Source organism: Empedobacter sp. GD03865 (assembly GCF_029840775.1).
Classification (GTDB): Bacteria; Bacteroidota; Bacteroidia; order Flavobacteriales; family Weeksellaceae; genus Empedobacter; species Empedobacter falsenii_B.
The window spans coordinates 15,736-33,442 of record NZ_JAOCDF010000024.1; the positions used below are offsets into that span (position 1 = coordinate 15,736).

At 33.7% G+C, this 17,707-nt stretch carries 12 protein-coding genes; 7 read left to right on the forward strand and 5 right to left on the reverse strand.

The window, feature by feature from the left end; genetic code table 11:
• The first annotated feature begins 10 nt into the window (after positions 1-10).
• The 5 genes from N5D46_RS09880 (at position 11) to thrC (ending at position 6,351) form a co-directional block, all read left to right on the forward strand.
• A complete protein-coding gene (locus N5D46_RS09880) occupies positions 11-802 on the forward strand; it encodes a DUF2797 domain-containing protein (protein WP_125348888.1) in 792 nt (263 codons plus the stop codon).
• Positions 803-955: 153 nt separating this feature from the next.
• Complete coding sequence (locus N5D46_RS09885; RefSeq protein WP_147280028.1) at positions 956-1,384, forward strand: hypothetical protein; 429 nt, start codon at positions 956-958, stop codon at positions 1,382-1,384.
• Between the two features lie 216 nt (positions 1,385-1,600).
• The gene (gene thrA / locus N5D46_RS09890; protein WP_115002271.1) at positions 1,601-4,054 is read left to right on the forward strand and encodes a bifunctional aspartate kinase/homoserine dehydrogenase I; all 2,454 of its coding nucleotides are present in this window, start codon (positions 1,601-1,603) and stop codon (positions 4,052-4,054) included.
• 3 nt (positions 4,055-4,057) lie between these two features.
• Positions 4,058-5,041, forward strand: coding sequence for a homoserine kinase (locus tag N5D46_RS09895; RefSeq protein ID WP_125348891.1), 984 nt, complete (start codon positions 4,058-4,060; stop codon positions 5,039-5,041).
• A 2-nt stretch (positions 5,042-5,043) separates the two neighbouring features.
• Positions 5,044-6,351 carry a threonine synthase gene (gene thrC, locus N5D46_RS09900; RefSeq protein WP_280049868.1) on the forward strand — a complete coding sequence of 436 codons (1,308 nt, stop codon included), beginning with the start codon at positions 5,044-5,046 and terminating at the stop codon, positions 6,349-6,351.
• A 73-nt stretch (positions 6,352-6,424) separates the two neighbouring features.
• On the opposite strand, the gene ilvA is transcribed toward thrC, so the two are convergent.
• The 5 genes from ilvA to ilvD are packed head-to-tail and all read right to left on the reverse strand — an operon-like array spanning position 6,425 to position 13,251.
• Positions 6,425-7,708 (reverse strand): threonine ammonia-lyase IlvA, encoded by a 1,284-nt coding sequence (gene ilvA / locus N5D46_RS09905; protein WP_280049869.1) that lies wholly within the window; start codon positions 7,706-7,708, stop codon positions 6,425-6,427.
• A 34-nt stretch (positions 7,709-7,742) separates the two neighbouring features.
• Complete coding sequence (gene ilvC, locus N5D46_RS09910; RefSeq protein ID WP_280049870.1) at positions 7,743-9,224, reverse strand: ketol-acid reductoisomerase; 1,482 nt, start codon at positions 9,222-9,224, stop codon at positions 7,743-7,745.
• 42 nt (positions 9,225-9,266) lie between these two features.
• Positions 9,267-9,860 (reverse strand): acetolactate synthase small subunit, encoded by a 594-nt coding sequence (gene ilvN / locus N5D46_RS09915; RefSeq protein ID WP_260509569.1) that lies wholly within the window; start codon positions 9,858-9,860, stop codon positions 9,267-9,269.
• Positions 9,861-9,866: 6 nt separating this feature from the next.
• The gene (gene ilvB, locus N5D46_RS09920; RefSeq protein WP_280049871.1) at positions 9,867-11,627 is read right to left on the reverse strand and encodes a biosynthetic-type acetolactate synthase large subunit; all 1,761 of its coding nucleotides are present in this window, start codon (positions 11,625-11,627) and stop codon (positions 9,867-9,869) included.
• Entirely contained in the window at positions 11,560-13,251 is a 1,692-nt protein-coding gene (ilvD, locus tag N5D46_RS09925) for a dihydroxy-acid dehydratase (RefSeq protein ID WP_221854713.1), read from the reverse strand. The genes ilvB and ilvD overlap by 68 nt, the downstream gene beginning before the upstream one ends.
• Positions 13,252-13,733: 482 nt before the next feature.
• Between ilvD and mfd the strand changes: the two genes are divergently transcribed.
• The gene (mfd, locus tag N5D46_RS09930; RefSeq protein WP_280049872.1) at positions 13,734-17,102 is read left to right on the forward strand and encodes a transcription-repair coupling factor; all 3,369 of its coding nucleotides are present in this window, start codon (positions 13,734-13,736) and stop codon (positions 17,100-17,102) included.
• Between the two features lie 227 nt (positions 17,103-17,329).
• Complete coding sequence (locus N5D46_RS09935) at positions 17,330-17,695, forward strand: NADH-quinone oxidoreductase subunit A (RefSeq protein WP_038333379.1); 366 nt, start codon at positions 17,330-17,332, stop codon at positions 17,693-17,695.
• Positions 17,696-17,707 lie beyond the last annotated feature (12 nt).

Consider the following 17,707-nt stretch of genomic DNA (forward strand, 5'->3'; position numbering starts at 1 on the left):
TTTTAGCAAGATGCAGTTTGAAGGACAAATTCGTAAAATGACAACTGAAAATGGAACGCCAATCAATTATTATTGGAATTTCAAGAATGATTTTATTGTTATGAATCAATTGTTAGGAAAAAAAATCAAGATTAACTTTGATCATTACGAATGTTTAAACTGTCACGAGGACAAAGAGATTTATCAGATGGGATATTGTAAAAATTGTTTTTTTACAGTTCCAGAAGCTAATCCAAGTATTATCAATCCAGAACTTTCTACAGCACATTTGGGAATTGCGCAACGTGATTTAGAGTTTGAAACGAAATTCGAATTGCAACCGCATATTGTGTATTTGGCAAATTCATCAGGAATAAAAGTTGGTGTAACGCGTTTAACGCAAGTGCCGACACGTTGGATCGATCAAGGAGCTTCAGAAGCTATTATTATTGCGCGAACGGATAATCGTTACGAAGCTGGAATGATAGAGGTTTCGTTGAAAAATGTTATTGCTGATAAAACAAATTGGCAAAGAATGTTGAAAAACGATGTGCCAGAAATTAATTTGTTCGAAAAGTATCACGAAATCAGAAATGAAGTGAATCCAGATTTTCAAAAATTTTTGGTTGATGAGCCAGAAGTTTGGAAGTTAGACTATCCAGTTTTATCTTATCCAGAAAAAGTAAAATCATTAAACTTGAAAAAAACGCCAGAAATAAAAGGTGTTTTGAAAGGAATAAAAGGTCAATACTTGATTTTTGAAGACAATACCGTTTTCAATGTTCGAGGTCACGAAGGTTTTTACGTCAATTTTGAAGTATAAAATTTATTTTACAATAAGATATATTCAAAAGTCGGTTCTGCAACAGAATCGACTTTTTTTGTTTCTATCTATTTGATTTCAATAAAAATACTTGTTTTTTATCTTATTTATTTTTACATTAGTTATAATCAATTAACACAAAAAATAGGAATTATGAAAGCAAGTGCATTACTTATGGTTGGCGGTATTTTGGCTTTAACAGCATGTAATAAAAAATCAGATTTGCCAGATTATAAGGTGAAAGAAGCAGTTTTAGATGTTTACAAATACAGAGCAGATAAGCCAGATTCACTTTTTTCGAAAGTAGAAGGCGTAAATGTGGATGATTTGAATGCGGTGGTTAAACAATATGGGCCAGTTGATGTCTACAACTTTGAGAAAATGACGCCTCTTGAAGATGGTGACAAAACAGTTTACGAAGCAGTTTATAAAGTATCTTTTAAAGGAGCAGAAGGTACAGAAACTTTTAAAGTACGAAAAATTGATAAACTAGACGGAATTGTTGTTGGCTATGCAAGTGATGTAAAACCTGTTGCTGAACCAAATGATTCATTGGCTGTAAAAAAGGATTCGGTGAAATAAATATAAAAAAATAATAAATACGTAATGATTTATTGAAAAAGTTTGTATATTCGTTATCAATAATGAAACAAAACGGATTAAATACAATCATTTCAATTACGACGACTTCTAGTGTTCACACTTAGAGGAGTTTTGTTATGTATTTAATTCTAAAAAAATAATGCAAAAGCATCTTCTCAAAAGGAAGATGCTTTTTTTATGATCAAAATTTAAATTATGAAAGTTTTAAAATTCGGAGGAACATCAGTCGGATCGGTAGAAGGTATCCGCGCGGTCGTAGAAATTGTTAAACAGGAAAAGCAACAAAATAACTCGATTATTTTGGTTGTGTCTGCTATTTCTGGTTTGACCAATTTATTAACCAAAATGTCTGAAGAAGCTTCATCAGGAAATTTTGGTGAAAATGATTTAAAACTTTTTCAAGACAAACATTTCGAAATTGTAAAAGCTTTAATCGATGTGCCGAATCAAAATCCGATTTTAACAAAATTAAAATTGTTGATGAATGAGTTGGAAGCATTATTAGAAGGGGTGGAAATTCTGAAAGAATTAAGCCCTCAAACAAAAGATTTGATTTTGAGTTTCGGCGAAAGATGTAGTGCTTTATTAATAGCAAAAGTAATGCAAGAGCATGTTGGAAATTCATTGGCGATTAATGCATCAGATTATATTTTGACTGATCATAATTTTGGTCAAGCGAATGTTATCGAGGAAAAATCGTTTCAGAATATTCAACAATTAGCAAAAGATTATTCGGATAAATTATTAGTTGTAACAGGGTTTATTGCTGCTAATGAAGAAGGACGAGTGACAACTTTGGGAAGAGGAGGTTCTGATTACACTGCGGCTTTGATTGGTGCGGCTTTACATGCAGAACAAATTGAAATTTGGACAGATGTAAATGGAATGATGACGGCGGATCCTCGTTTTGTGAACAAAGCTTTTTCGTTAGAAAATTTATCGTATACAGAAGCGATGGAATTGTCGTATTTCGGTGCGAAAGTGATTTATCCGCCAACAATGGCTCCAGCTTTTAAACTTCGAATTCCGATTTTAATTAAAAACACATTTCAACCGGATTTTGAGGGAACAAAAATTCAGTTCGATTCGCAACCAACAGATTATCCAATTAAAGGAATTTCGTCGATCAAAGATATTGCATTAGTCAATATAAAAGGAAGCGGCTTGGTTGGCAAATTGGGCTTTAGTGGAAAACTTTTTTCACTTTTAGCGCAACATCATATCAACATTGTGTTGATTACGCAATCTTCGTCAGAGCATAGTATCACGCTTGCCATTCATCATAATGAAGTCGAAAAAGCAAAGCAATTAATTGAAGAAGAGTTTTGTTTGGAAATTGCAGCAAAATGGTTGGAACCAATTGAAATTGAAGAAAATCTCGGAATTATTGCAATTGTTGGAGAAAACATGAAGAAAATGGTTGGTGTTTCGGGCAAGTTATTTTATGCATTAGGACGAAATGGAATCAATGTCAGAGCGATTGCGCAAGGTTCTTCGGAGTATAATATTTCGGTTGTGATTAACGAAAATGATTTGTCAAAAGCTTTAAATGCGGTACATGATGCGTTTTTTAATCATTTGAAAAAAACAATTCATGTTTTCAATGTTGGAGTAGGAAATATTGGGTCGACATTTTTAAATCAATTAGAAAAACAGAAAGATTTTTTAGCAAAAAATAATGATATCGAGATTAAATTGGTTGGATTATCAAATTCAAAAAAAATGATGTTTGATGAAAACGGAATTAATTTATCGAATTGGAAAAATGAATTAGAAAATTCTTCTTCTCCAGCTGATTTGAATGAATTTATCCAAAAAATGAAACAGTATAATTTACCAAATTGTGTTTTTGTTGATAATACTGCGAGTTCTGATTTGCCAAATTATTACAAACAAATTTTCGAAAGCAGCATATCGGTTGTAACATGTAATAAAATTGCGAATTCATCTTCTTATCAAGAGTATAAAAAATTGAAAGAAACTGCTCGAAAATATGGCATTGATTTCCTTTATGAAACGAATGTTGGAGCAGGTTTACCAATTATTAGCGTGTTGAAAGATTTAAGAATGAGTGGAGATCAAATCTTAAAAATTGAAGCAATTTTATCAGGAACAATTTCGTATATATTTAATCATTTTAAAGGTGAAAATACATTTGCCGAAATTGTAAAGAAAGCGCAAGAATTAGGTTATACAGAACCAGATCCTCGCGATGATTTGAGTGGAATAGATTTTATGCGAAAAATGTTGATTCTTGCTCGTGACAATGGTTACGAAATTGAAGCGGGAGATGTAAAAATCGATTCTATTTTGCCTAAATCTTGTTTAGAAGCTGCAACTGTAGAAGATTTTTATCAAGAATTAGTCAACGAAAATGATTATTTCGAAAAGATAAAACATCAAGCAGATGAGGAGCAGAAAGTGATTCGTTACATCGGGATTTTAGAAGATGGAAAAATATCAATTTCGTTAGAATTGGTTGATAATCAACATCCGTTTTATGCTTTGTCTGGAAGCGATAATATTATTTCGTTTACAACAGCGCGTTACAAGGAACGTCCTTTGGTTGTGAAAGGACCTGGAGCTGGTGCAGAAGTTACGGCAGCTGGCGTTTTTGCAGATTTAGTTAATATAAGTTCAATACGATAAAAGATGAATCAAATAATCGAAAATAAATATAAGCTTGATCAAGCGAAGTTTTTAGAAAAAGTACATGTTTTTGCTCCTGCAACAGTTGCCAATATGATCTGTGGATATGATATTTTGGGCTTTGCGGTGGATTATCCAGGTGATGAGGTAATCATGAAAAAGACAGAAAAGTTAGGAATCGAAATTCTGACAATTACAGGTGACGAGGGGAAATTGCCTTTGGATGCGATGAAAAATACAGTTTCTCATTCGGCATGGAAATTATTTTGTGATTTAGGTCTACAAGATTCTTTTGGATTATCGATAGAATTACACAAAAAAATGCCAATTGGAAGTGGTTTAGGTTCAAGCGCGGCGAGTACAGTTGCTGGACTTTTTGCATTGAATGAATTATTAGGAAAACCACTTTCTAAAAATGAGCTTTTACCTTATTGTATGGAAGGCGAACGATTGGCTTGTGGTGCTGCTCATGCGGATAATGTTGCGCCATCGTTGTTTGGTGGAATTACGTTGATTCCTTCTTATGAGTCGATTTTGGTGCGTTCTTTACCTGTTCCTGAAAATTTATATGTCACACTGATTTACTCAAAAGTAGAAGTGCCAACAAAGGATGCGCGCAAATTAATTAAAGATAAAGTGCAATTGAGTAAAGCAATAAAACAATGGGGGAATATTGCAAGTTTGGTTGCGGCGCTTTATGAGAATGATTACGAAGAAATTGGTCGTTCGATGCAGGATGATATTGTCGAACCAAATCGTTCTTTATTGATTCCGTATTTTAATGAAATGAAAAGTATTTCGCTCGAAAATAATGCATTAACATTCGGTATTTCTGGTTCTGGACCAACAGTTATGGCGTTATCTAAAAGTAAATTGGATGCAGAAAATATCGAACAAAAATTAAATAATTTTTTGACGATAAAAGAAATTGAACATTTATCATTTGTCTCTAAAATTAATCAACAAGGACCTTACATAAAACACTAAAAATGAAATTATATAGTACAAATAATCATAATAACAGAGTCGATTTTAAACAAGCGGTTTTCCAATCTTTGCCAGAAGATAAAGGATTGTATATGCCTTTGTCGTTGGAAAAATTAGATGAAAATTGGTTGAATTCTATTGAAAATTATTCATTTCAAGAGATTGCGAAAAAGGTGACAAATCACTTATTAAAAGATGATTTTTCTGAAGAAACGATTAATAATTTAATTGATGATGTAATTAATTTTCCTGCGCCTTTGGTGTTTTTAGAAGATGATTTAGCTATTTTGGAATTATTTCACGGACCTTCTTTTGCTTTTAAAGATTTTGGAGCAAGATTTATGAGTCGCGTGATGGCACATTATTCAAAAAAAGATAATCAATTGTTAGATGTTTTGGTCGCAACTTCTGGCGATACAGGAGGCGCTGTAGCACTTGGCTTTCTGGGAGTAGAAGGAACGAGAGTAACGATTTTGTATCCAAAAGGAAAAGTGTCGCTGATACAAGAATTGCAATTAACGGCGAATGGAAAAAATATTCGTGCCATAGAAATCGACGGAACTTTTGATGATTGTCAAGCATTGGTCAAGCGAGCTTTTTTAGACAAAGATTTAATGAAAAATCTAAACTTAACCTCAGCAAATTCAATTAATATTGCTCGCTTAATTCCGCAATCTTTCTATTATTTCGAGGCATTTGCCCAAGCAAAAAGAAAAGGTTTTGAGAAAGTTTCTTTTGTTGTTCCGAGTGGAAATTTTGGGAATATTACGGCAGGTATTTTAGCTTCAAAATTTGGATTGGAAGTGGAACAATTTGTTGCGGCTACGAATGCGAATGATACAGTTCCTTCATTTTTAAAAACCGAAAATTATCAACCAAAACCTTCTGTACAAACGTTATCGAATGCAATGGATGTTGGAAATCCGAGTAATTGGGTTCGCGTGATGGAATTTTTTGAGCAAGATGTGGAGCAATTAAAATCAAAAATGGTTTCAAAAGCTTATTCTGATGTAGAAACAATAAATGCAATCGTAGAAATTAATCAAGAATACAATTATATTGCTTGTCCTCATACGTCAATTGCCTGGTTGGCGGCGAAGGAATACCAAGCGAAAAAGCAAGATGAAAAAGAGTTAGTGGTGTTTTTATCGACAGCGCATCCGTGTAAATTTCCTGAAGTTTTTCCGAAAGAAATACAAGATAAAATTGTCTATCCAAAAGAAGTAGAAGAATTGAAATCGAAACAATCGAATAAAGTTGAAATGAGCAATAATTTTGATGAGTTGAAAAATTGGTTGTTGAATAATTAATAAATTAAAAAGCAAAGTTTCTAACTAAATAGAAGCTTTGCTTTTTTTGAATAGTATATTAATGATGGAAAAATTATCCAATCATTAACGAAAAAAGTGTGTTGTCTGTGTTAAGATATTGATATTCGAAATGATGATTTTCTAACCTAAAAATTAAACCATCTAAATCCTCTTTTTTGTCTAGTTCAATGCCAACTACTGCTGGACCTGTTTCTTTGTTATTTTTTTGTGTGTATTGAAAATAGGTAATGTCATCATTTTCACCCAAAACTTCGTTCACTAATTCTTTTAAAGCACCGGCACGTTGAGGAAAATTGATAATGAAATAATGTTTTAAACCTTCGTATTGCAAACTTCTTTCTTTTATTTCTTCCATTCGCGTAATGTCGTTGTTGCTTCCGCTAAGCACACAAACCACATTTTTTCCTTTGATTTCTTCCTTGAAAAAATCTAAAGCCGAAACACTCAAAGCACCTGCTGGTTCTACAACAATTGCGTCTTCATTGTACAAACGCAAAATGCTCGAACAAACTTTTCCTTCTGGAACTGCACAAGTTGTTTCTAAACCTTCTGCACAGATTTTATAGGTTTTTTCGCCTGCTTTTTTTACAGCTGCACCATCTACAAAAGGATCAATCTTCGCTAATGCAACAGATTTTTTTTGTTTGATAGCTTCTGCCATACTTGCTGCTCCACCCGGTTCTACACCAATAATTTTGGTATTTGGACTAAGTGTTTTCATCACAGAAATAACGCCAGATGCTAAACCACCACCGCCTATTGGAACGAAAATATAATCGATTGGTTGATCGCATTGATTCAAAATTTCTAAAGCAACAGTTCCTTGTCCTGCGATTACTTTTTCGTCATCAAAAGGATGAATAAATGTAATATTTCCTTCTTGGGATAATTGATGTGCAAAAGCCGATGCATCATCAAATGTATCACCATGTAAAATGATTTCGATTTGATCTTTCCCAAACCATTTTACTTGTTTTATTTTTTGTTGAGGTGTCGTCGTTGGCATCACAATTTTACCTTTGATATTTAATTGTTGACACGAATACGCCACACCTTGTGCGTGATTTCCTGCACTTGCGCAGATTACACCATTATTTTTTTCTTGTTCTGATAACTGAACGATTTTATTATAAGCACCACGTAATTTGTATGAACGGACGACTTGTAAATCTTCTCGTTTTAGATAGACATTCGCATCAAATTGACGACTTAAATTTTCATTGAAATCGAAAGGAGTGTTTTTGGCAACTCCTTTCAAATTCATTTGTGCTAAGTTTACTTCGTCAAGCGAAACGCCTAAGGTCTCAGTTTTCTCACTTCTAAGTCCCTTTGTCATAATTCACTATTTTCTTAGTTATTTTAATATTTGATTATGCCGTTTTTATGGTTTTCATAGCAGTCATTGCTTTACGAAGTTTTTTTCCCACAGTTTCGACAGGATGATTACGTAAAACATCATTTATGTGTACCAATGTCGCATTGTCAACAGCATTGTCTTTTCCTTCGTTGTAATTTTTTCCGACAACGTCTACGTTTACTTTTGTCATAAAATCTTTTAACAAAGGTTTACAAGCCTGATCGAAAAGATAACAACCATATTCTGCTGTATCAGAAATTACACGATTCATTTCGAATAATTTTTTACGAGCAATTGTATTTGCAATCAATGGTGTTTCGTGTAATGATTCGTAGTAAGCAGATTCAGGTTTAATACCTGCTTCCACCATAGTTTCGAAAGCTAATTCAACTCCAGCACGAACAAAAGCAACCATTAAGGTGTAATTGTCAAAATATTCTTGTTCAGTAATATTTGTATCTCCAGCTGGTGTTTTTTCAAAAGCAGTTTCTTCAGTTTCAGCTCTCCATTTTAATAAGTTTTTATCATCATTCGCCCAATCTTCCATCATTGTTTTACTAAATTCACCCGAAATAATATCGTCTTGATGTTTTTGGAACAATGGACGCATAATTTCTTTTAATTCTTCTGATAATTCAAAAGCTTTTACTTTAGCAGGATTGCTTAATCTATCCATCATACCGCTAACTCCACCATGTTTTAAGGCTTCTGTAATTACTTCAACTCCATATTGAACTAATTTTGAAGCGTAACCAGCATCAATTCCGTTTTCAACCATTTTATCGAAAGAAAGAATAGAACCTGTTTGTAAAAGACCACATAAAATGGTTTGTTCTCCCATTAAATCTGATTTTACTTCTGCAACAAATGACGATTTTAAAACGCCTGCTCTGTGACCACCAGTTCCTGCACAATATGCTTTTGCTTGATCAAAACCTTTTCCTTCGGGATCATTTTCTGGGTGAACGGCAATTAATGTTGGAACTCCGAATCCTCTTAAATATTCTGCACGAACTTCCGAACCTGGACATTTTGGAGCAACCATTATCACCGTGATATCTTTACGAATTTGCATACCTTCTTCTACGATATTGAATCCATGAGAATATAAAAGTGTAGCGCTTTCTTTTATAAGAGGTTGAATAGTATTAACTACTTGCGTGTGTTGTTTGTCTGGCGTTAAATTCGCCACAATATCAGCATTTGGGATTAATTCTTCGAAAGTACCAACTGTAAAATTATGACTTGTTGCATTTTTCCAAGAATCTCTTTGTTGTTCAATAGCCTCTTTGCGTAACGCGTACGAAACATCTAAACCACTATCGCGTAAGTTTAATCCTTGGTTTAAACCTTGAGCACCGCAACCTACAATTACAATTTTTTTGCCTTTTAAAGCTTCTGTACCTTTTGTGAATTCAGAGTTATTTAGAAATTCTGCTTGTCCTAGTTGATATAATTGATCTCTTAATGATAGAGAATTAAAGTAATTAGTCATTTTTGTGTTTTTTAATAAAATTATTTGATGAATTGTTTGTCTTTACATTGTGAAAACTGAGTTTCCTTCGTTTAGGAATTCATTTTCGATTACTTCTTTTGATGGCTCGTCTTTCTCGAATTGTAATAATTTTTCATGAAAACCGGCACTTGCTTTGATAATTGCTATTCTTGCTCCTCGAACAAATTCTATTAAGCCATATTTCGTCAATTCTTGTGTCAGATTATCAATTTCTTCACGATGACCAGCTGTTTCAAAAACTGTATAATCATTGCGGATAACGACTGTATTTGCACCATATTGACGCAGTAAACGTTCTACATATGCCTTTTCTGCAATAATATTCGTTGGCACTTTGTATAAAGCTTGTTCTTGCCAAATTAATTCATCATTATTATTGAAATAAGCTTTAAGAACATCGATTTGTTTCTCGATTTGCATGCAAAGTTTTCGAACAACTTCTTCAGATTCTTCAATCACAATGGTAAATCGGTGTACATTTTCTATTTCTGATGGAGAAGTGCTTAAACTTTCAATATTAATTTTTCTTCGAGTAAAAATTCCTGCAACTCTTCCCAAAATTCCTATGGAATTTTCTGTATATAGCGTAATTGTATATTCTCGTTTTGAGTCCATAATCATTTATTTTAATCTAATTTCAGAAACACTTGTACCTTGCTCTACCATAGGAAAAACATTATTTTCTTTTCCTACAACTACTTCTAAAAGGTAAGAACCATCATGTTCTAACATTTCTTTTAATGCATTTTTCAAGTCATTTCTCGCCTCAATTTTTTGACCTTCTATTTGATATGCTTTTACAAGCGCTACAAAATCTGGACTTGTAATATCTACGAAAGAATAGCGTTTATCGTTGAATAATTCTTGCCATTGACGTACCATTCCAAGGAAGCTATTGTTTAGGATTAACATTTTTACTTTAGCTCCGAATTGCATAATCGTTCCCATTTCTTGTAACGTCATTTGGAAACCTCCATCTCCACAAACCAAGACAATATCTTTTTCTGGTGCTCCGTACCATGCTCCAATTGCAGCAGGTAAGCCAAATCCCATTGTTCCTAATCCTCCAGATGTAACTAAAAGTTTAGAATCTTTGAATTTTGCGTAACGGCAAGCTGCCATTTGATGTTGCCCAACGTCTGTCACAATAACTGCTTCTCCGTTTGTTAACTCATTTAAGGTATTGATAACCTCAGCCATAGACATCACATCAGTTGTTGGATGAAATTCTTTATCAATAACTTCTGTGCGTTCTTCTTTTTCGAGATCTCTAAATTCTTTTAACCATTCTGAGTGGTTATTAGGATCAATTAAATTTGTTAATAACGGAAGTGTTTTCTTGCAATCACCCCAAACCGGTACAGCAACTTTTACATTTTTACCAATTTCTGCAGGATCAATATCAAGATGAATCACTTTCGCTTGTTTTGCATATTTGTCTAAACGCCCAGTTACGCGATCATCAAACCTCATCCCAATAGCAATTAATACATCGCAATCATTTGTTTTGACATTCGGCGCATAATTTCCATGCATTCCTAATAAACCAACATATTGTGGATGATCTGTATCTAAGGAACTTAATCCCATTAAAGTTGTTGCGACTGGAATTCCTGATTTTTCTAAGAAATCTTTTAATTCTTGTTCTGCTTTTCCAAGCAGTATTCCTTGACCAATAATCGCAAATGGTTTTTTTGCTTGATTAATAAGTTCAGCAGCAGCTTTTACATATTCTGTTCTTATTTCTGGTTCTGGTCTATAGCTGCGAACATGAGTACATTTCTCATACTTTTTCTTTTCGATAAGTTGTATTTGAGCATTTTTTGTAATGTCAATCAACACAGGTCCTGGTCTTCCAGAGCGTGCGATATGAAAAGCTTTTGCTAATACATCATTGATTTCTTCCGCATCAGTAATTTGATAATTCCACTTCGTAATAGGATTAGTGATGTTGATAACATCAGTTTCTTGAAAAGCATCGGTTCCTAAAAGAGAAGCGAAAACTTGTCCTGTGATACATACAATAGGATTGCTATCAATCATGGCATCTGCAATTCCAGTGACTAAATTCGTTGCGCCTGGACCACTCGTGGCAAAAGCTACACCTACTTTTCCTGAAGTTCTTGCATAACCTTGCGCAGCGTGAATGCCTCCTTGTTCATGACGAACTAAAATGTGTTCTAATTTATCTTTGTAATCATACAAAGCATCATATATAGGCATAATTGCGCCACCAGGATAGCCAAAGACTGTTGTAACTCCTTCGGACAATAAAGCGTTAATAATCGCTTGTGAACCTGAAATTTGAGTTGGTTTATTGGTCAGTAAGACATCCTTCTGAAGCGTTTCCGACTTGCTTTGCGTATTTGTATAAGACTCCATTTTTTACTTTTAATGCGGGTTGTTTCCAGTTATTTTTTCGATTTTCTAATGTTTTTTCATCAATCAAAAGGTTTAATTCATTTTTGTTGATGTCAATTTCGATGAGATCATTATTCTCGACTAATGCGATTGGACCTCCTTCAAAAGCTTCTGGTGTTATGTGACCGACGACAAATCCGTGCGTTCCGCCACTAAATCGTCCGTCTGTAATCAAAGCGACTTTATCTCCTAATCCAGCTCCAATAATGGCAGATGTTGGTTTCAACATTTCTGGCATTCCAGGACCACCTTTCGGACCTTCGTTTCGGATGACGATAACGCTTCCAGCTTTGATTTGTAAATCTTCGATTGCTTTTAAAACTTCAACTTCGCTATTAAAAACTTGTGCTTTTCCTTTAAAATAAAAACCTTCTTTTCCAGATATTTTAGATACCGATCCGCCAGGAGCAAGGTTTCCGTAAAGCATTTGTAAGTGTCCAGTTTCTTTTATGGGATTAGATAATGGACGAATAATATTTTGTTTAGAGAAATCTAAATCAGGAACCGATGCTAAATTTTCGGCTAATGTTTTTCCAGTAACCGTTAAACAACTTCCATCGATTAAATCTTCTTGTAACATATACTTTAAAACAGCAGGAACTCCACCAACTTTACTCAAATGTTCCATCAAGTATTTTCCACTAGGTTTTAAGTCTGCTATTACTGATGTTTTATCGTTAATTGCTTGTATATCGTCTAATGATAATTTGATATTCATAGTCGCTGCAATTGCTAATAAGTGCAAAACAGCATTTGTGCTTCCGCCTAAAACAACAATTGTTTTGATTGCATTTTCTAAAGAATTCTTCGTGATGATATCACTTGGTTTAATATCTTTTTCTAATAAAATTCTTAGATAATGTGCCGCAGTTGTACATTCGTTTTTCTTTTCTTGACTAAGAGCAGGGTAAGACGAAGAATAAGGTAAACTCATTCCCATTGCTTCAATCGCCGCTGCCATTGTGTTTGCTGTATACATTCCGCCACAAGCACCTGGACCAGGACAAGCATTCTGAATGATTCCACAAAAATCTTTGTCATCAAGATTTCCGTTTAATTTTTTTCCTAATGCTTCGAAAGCAGAAACAATGTTTAATTCCTCTTCTTTGTAATGTCCCGGAGCAATTGTTCCACCATAAATCATGATCGAAGGACGGTTTAAACGTCCCATTGCCATAATCGATCCTGGCATGTTTTTATCACAACCAGGAATAGTAATTACGCCATCGTAAAAGTGTCCTGCACAAACAGTTTCGATAGAATCTGCAATGATTTCTCTACTTACTAAAGAGTAGCGCATTCCTGAAGTTCCGTTGGTAATTCCATCGCTAATTCCGATAGTGTTGAACTTCAATCCGATTAGGTTTTCGGCTTTCATTCCATCTTGTACCAACTGTGCAAATTGATTTAGGTGCATATTGCAAGTATTTCCATCGTACCCCATGCTTGCAATTCCGATTAATGGTTTTTTAAGGTCTTCGTTTGTTAAGCCAATCCCATGTAACATCGCTTGTGACGCGGGTAAAGTGTCATCTTGCGTAACGGTTCGACTATGTTTGTTTAGTGCTTTGTTGTTGTTTTTCATCACTATTTATTTGACATTGTTTGTATTAAAAACATAAAAAAAAGCCACCCTGAATAAAGGTGGCTCATAAAAAATCGTTCAAAAAATTTGTCATAAAACCACCTTTCCTAATCGTAAGACCAAGACTAAAATAATAATGATAATAATGACGAAATTGTTTTGCATAATATTGTTTAATTAATTTTTCTCCATAAAAAAAGCCACCTCGTTAAGAAGTGGCTTTAATTGTTATTTTGTACGTACACAACTAATTACCACTCCCTGGGATAAGAATGACTAAAATAATCAAGTTGATAATGTTGTGAACTAATTTCATTTTCTTTTTTTGATAAGCCAAAGCTAGGATTAATTTTTTTAACTTAGCTCAACTTTTTTTATAAATTTTCCGAAAAATTTTCATTAATTGAAAATTCGCATTTTAACATTGCTTTTTTTAAAGATTGTTTAAAAATAAGTTTATAAAATTTTATATTTGCAAAACTTTGGAACAGAAAACTATTCACAACGTTTTTAGCTTATACGATTCTTCAGATTTCGTACAGAAGCTTATTGTCAATTTTAAAAATAATCCACAGCATAAAGTCAATATCAAAGGTTTTTTAGGTTCAGGATTGAGCATTATAACTGGTCATTTATATGATCGTGTTGCGCGTCCTACGATTCTAATTTTTGATGATAAAGAAGAAGCGGCTTATGTGTTAAATGATTTGGAAACTTTGTTTGATAAAGAACAAATTCTATTTTTTCCGTCTTCTTATAAGCGTCCTTACGAAATTGAGGAAGTAAATAATGCAAATGTTGTTATTAGAACAGAGGTTTTAAATGTATTATCGCATTCGAAACGCCCAAAAATTGTGGTGACATATGCGGAAGCCTTGTCTGAAAAAGTAGTGACAAAAAAAGCGCTTTCTACGAATACACTTAAAGTGAAGGTTGGAAATGATTTAGGAATTGATTTCTTAACGGAGGTTTTATCTTCTTATAATTTTCATCGTGTTGATTTTGTTTCTGAACCGGGAGAATTCTCGATTCGTGGTGGAATTATAGATGTTTTTTCGTTTTCGAATGAGCATCCTTATCGAATTTCGTTGTTTGGTGATGAGGTGGAAACCATCAGAACGTTTGATATCGAGAATCAATTGTCCATTGCAACGACAAAAGAAATTACGATTATTCCAAATCTTGAGAGTAAATCGATTAACGAAAAACGAGAAAGTTTCTTAGAATATATTTCGAAAGATAGTTTAGTTATCGCGAAAAATATTTCTGTTTTAGCGAAACAAATCACCAAGAATTTTGAACAAGCGGAAGTTGCTTTTTCAGAATTGAAAGGAGAAATTAAACAAGCAGAACCGAATCATTTATTTTTGAATGAGAATGCATTTCTTCAACAAATTTCATCTTATGGAGTTATTGAATGTTCCATGAAATCTTATTTTGAAACAGTTGAAGAAATAGAATCACCATTCAAACCTCAACCAAGTTTTAATAAGCAATTCGAGTTATTAATTGATGATTTGAATGAGCATAAAGCCGAAGGTTTCAAAAATGCACTGATTTGTTCCAATGAAAATCAAATCAAACGTTTCGAAGAAATTTTTGATGATATCGGAAAAGAAGTTTCATATATTCCCGTTTTGGGATCTATTTATCAAGGTTTTATTGACGAAGAAATCAAATTAACGTGTTATACGGATCACCAGATTTTTGGTCGATATCATAAATTCAATCTTCGAAATTCATTTTCCAAAAAAGAAGCGATTACGCTAAAGGAAATCAATTCGTTGCAAGTTGGAGATTTTGTGACGCATATAGATTATGGGATCGGAAAATTTGCAGGTTTGGTACGATTGAATAATAATGGCGTAACGCAAGAATCAATCAAATTGATTTATCAAAATAATGATATTCTGTATGTTAATATTCATTCGTTGCATAAAATTGCAAAGTTTAGAGGAAAAGATGGCGCTGAGCCAAAAATTTCAAAACTTGGATCTCCAGCTTGGAAAAATTTAAAGAATAAAACCAAAGCTAAAGTAAAAGAAATTGCTTTCGATTTGATTAAATTATATGCGAAACGCCGTGCCAGAAAAGGTTTTGCGTATTCGCCTGATACGTATTTGCAAAATGAGTTGGAAGCATCTTTTATTTATGAAGATACGCCCGATCAGTACAAAGCGACGCAAGATGTAAAAACGGATATGGAATCTGAACGCCCAATGGATCGTTTGGTTTGTGGAGATGTTGGTTTCGGGAAAACAGAGGTTGCGATTCGTGCGGCGATGAAAGCAGCTGTTGATGGAAAACAAGTTGCTGTTTTAGTGCCAACAACGATTTTAGCTTTTCAACATTTCAAGACATTTTCAGAGCGTTTACGAGATTTGCCTGTGAAAGTTGCTTATCTCAATCGATTTGTAACAGGAGCAAAGAAAAAAGCTGTTTTAGATGGTTTAAAATCTGGTCAAGTTGATATTGTGATAGGAACGCATCAATTGGTTAATCCAAAAATTGAATACAAAGATTTGGGATTATTAATTGTGGATGAGGAACACAAATTTGGTGTTGGTGTAAAAGATAAATTGAAAACACTTCGCGAAAATATTGATACATTAACCTTGACTGCGACGCCAATTCCGCGTACACTTCAATTCTCGTTGATGGCTGCGCGTGATTTATCGGTTATCAAAACTCCTCCACCAAATAGACAACCTGTCGATACGCAATTGGTTGGTTTTAATGAAGAGATTTTCCGTGATGCGATTATGTATGAAATGCAACGTGGTGGACAAGTTTATATCATTCACAATCGTGTGCAATCGTTAAAAGATATTGCTGGAATGGTACAACGATTAGTTCCTGATGCGCGTGTGGCGATTGGTCATGGACAAATGGATGGGAAAGAATTAGAAGCCGTTTTACTCGATTTTATTGATGGTCGATATGATGTTTTTGTGTCAACAACTATTATCGAATCTGGTTTAGATGTTCCGAATGCGAATACGATTTTAATTAATGATGCGCAGAATTTCGGTTTGGCAGATTTGCATCAAATGCGTGGACGTGTTGGTCGTAGTAACCGCAAAGCGTTTTGTTATTTGGTTGCGCCACCACTTTCGGTTTTAACGGACGAAGCGCGTAAACGTTTGCAAGCAATTGAGCAGTTTTCTGATTTAGGATCAGGATTCAATATTGCGATGAAAGATTTAGAAATTCGTGGAGCTGGAAATCTTTTAGGTGCTGAACAAACAGGATTTATGATGGATATCGGTTTCGAAACGTATCAAAAAATCTTGAATGAAGCGATTGAAGAATTGAAAGAAACAGATTTCAAAGATTTGTTCGAAGATCAAAAATCGGAAGAAGTAAAATCGTATGTATCGGATGTGCAAATTGATTCGGATTTACAAATTATGTTCCCCGACGAATACATTGAAAGTTCGGAAGAACGTTTATTGTTGTACAAAGAATTAGCTGATGTCGAAACTGAAACAGATTTACAAACGTTTAAAAATAATTTGATTGACCGCTTTGGAAAATTACCAATTGAAGCCGAAAATTTATTGGAATCAATTCAACTGAAATGGATCAGTAAAAAATTAGGTTTCGAACGTTTGGTGATGAAAAATGGTGTTTTATTGGCTTATTTTATTAATAAACCACAAAGCGAATTTTATCAGTCAGATGAATTTAGATTAATTTTAAATTACGTTCAAAATAACCCTAAAAACATCAATTTTAAGGAAAAATCACCCAAAAAAGGAGAAGAGTATCCAACATTGTTAGTACGATTTGAACATATTAAAACTGTGCATGAAGCACTGCAAAATCTACAAAATTTATTAATTCATTAACTTTTTTAAGTTTTAATTAGTAATCTAATAAAATACATAGGGAGAATTGACCAAGTTGTTAGTTCTCCTTTTTTTATTCAATCATCAAACTTCCGATATAGATAAATAATATATAATTTATCATATAAAGAACTATAACTCGCTGAAAACTAATTTACATAAATAATATAATATTTTATTATTATTTTTATCGATAAAATATTAGTTGGAAAAATAGTAAAGTAGTTATGGAAACAGCATCAAGTTATATTCCTATTCTCATTCTTTTTGTGGTTGCTTTTGCGTTTGTAGCGGGTACTATCGTTGCGACACATTTGCTTGGACCGTCCAGAAAAACAGACGAAAAATTAGAGAATTTCGAGTCTGGGATTGAGAAAGTTGGAAATGCAAGACAGCCATTTGCAATTAAATACTTCTTAGTAGCCATTTTATTCGTGTTATTCGACGTAGAGGTAATCTTCTTTTACCCATATGCAGCGAATTTTAAAGAGTTAGGTTGGGAAGGTTTTGCAGCAGTTGTAACATTCGTTGGATTATTCTTTGTGATGTACTTGTATGTACGCAAAAAAGGAGCTCTTAATTGGGAAAAATAGAGCGATTAAAAT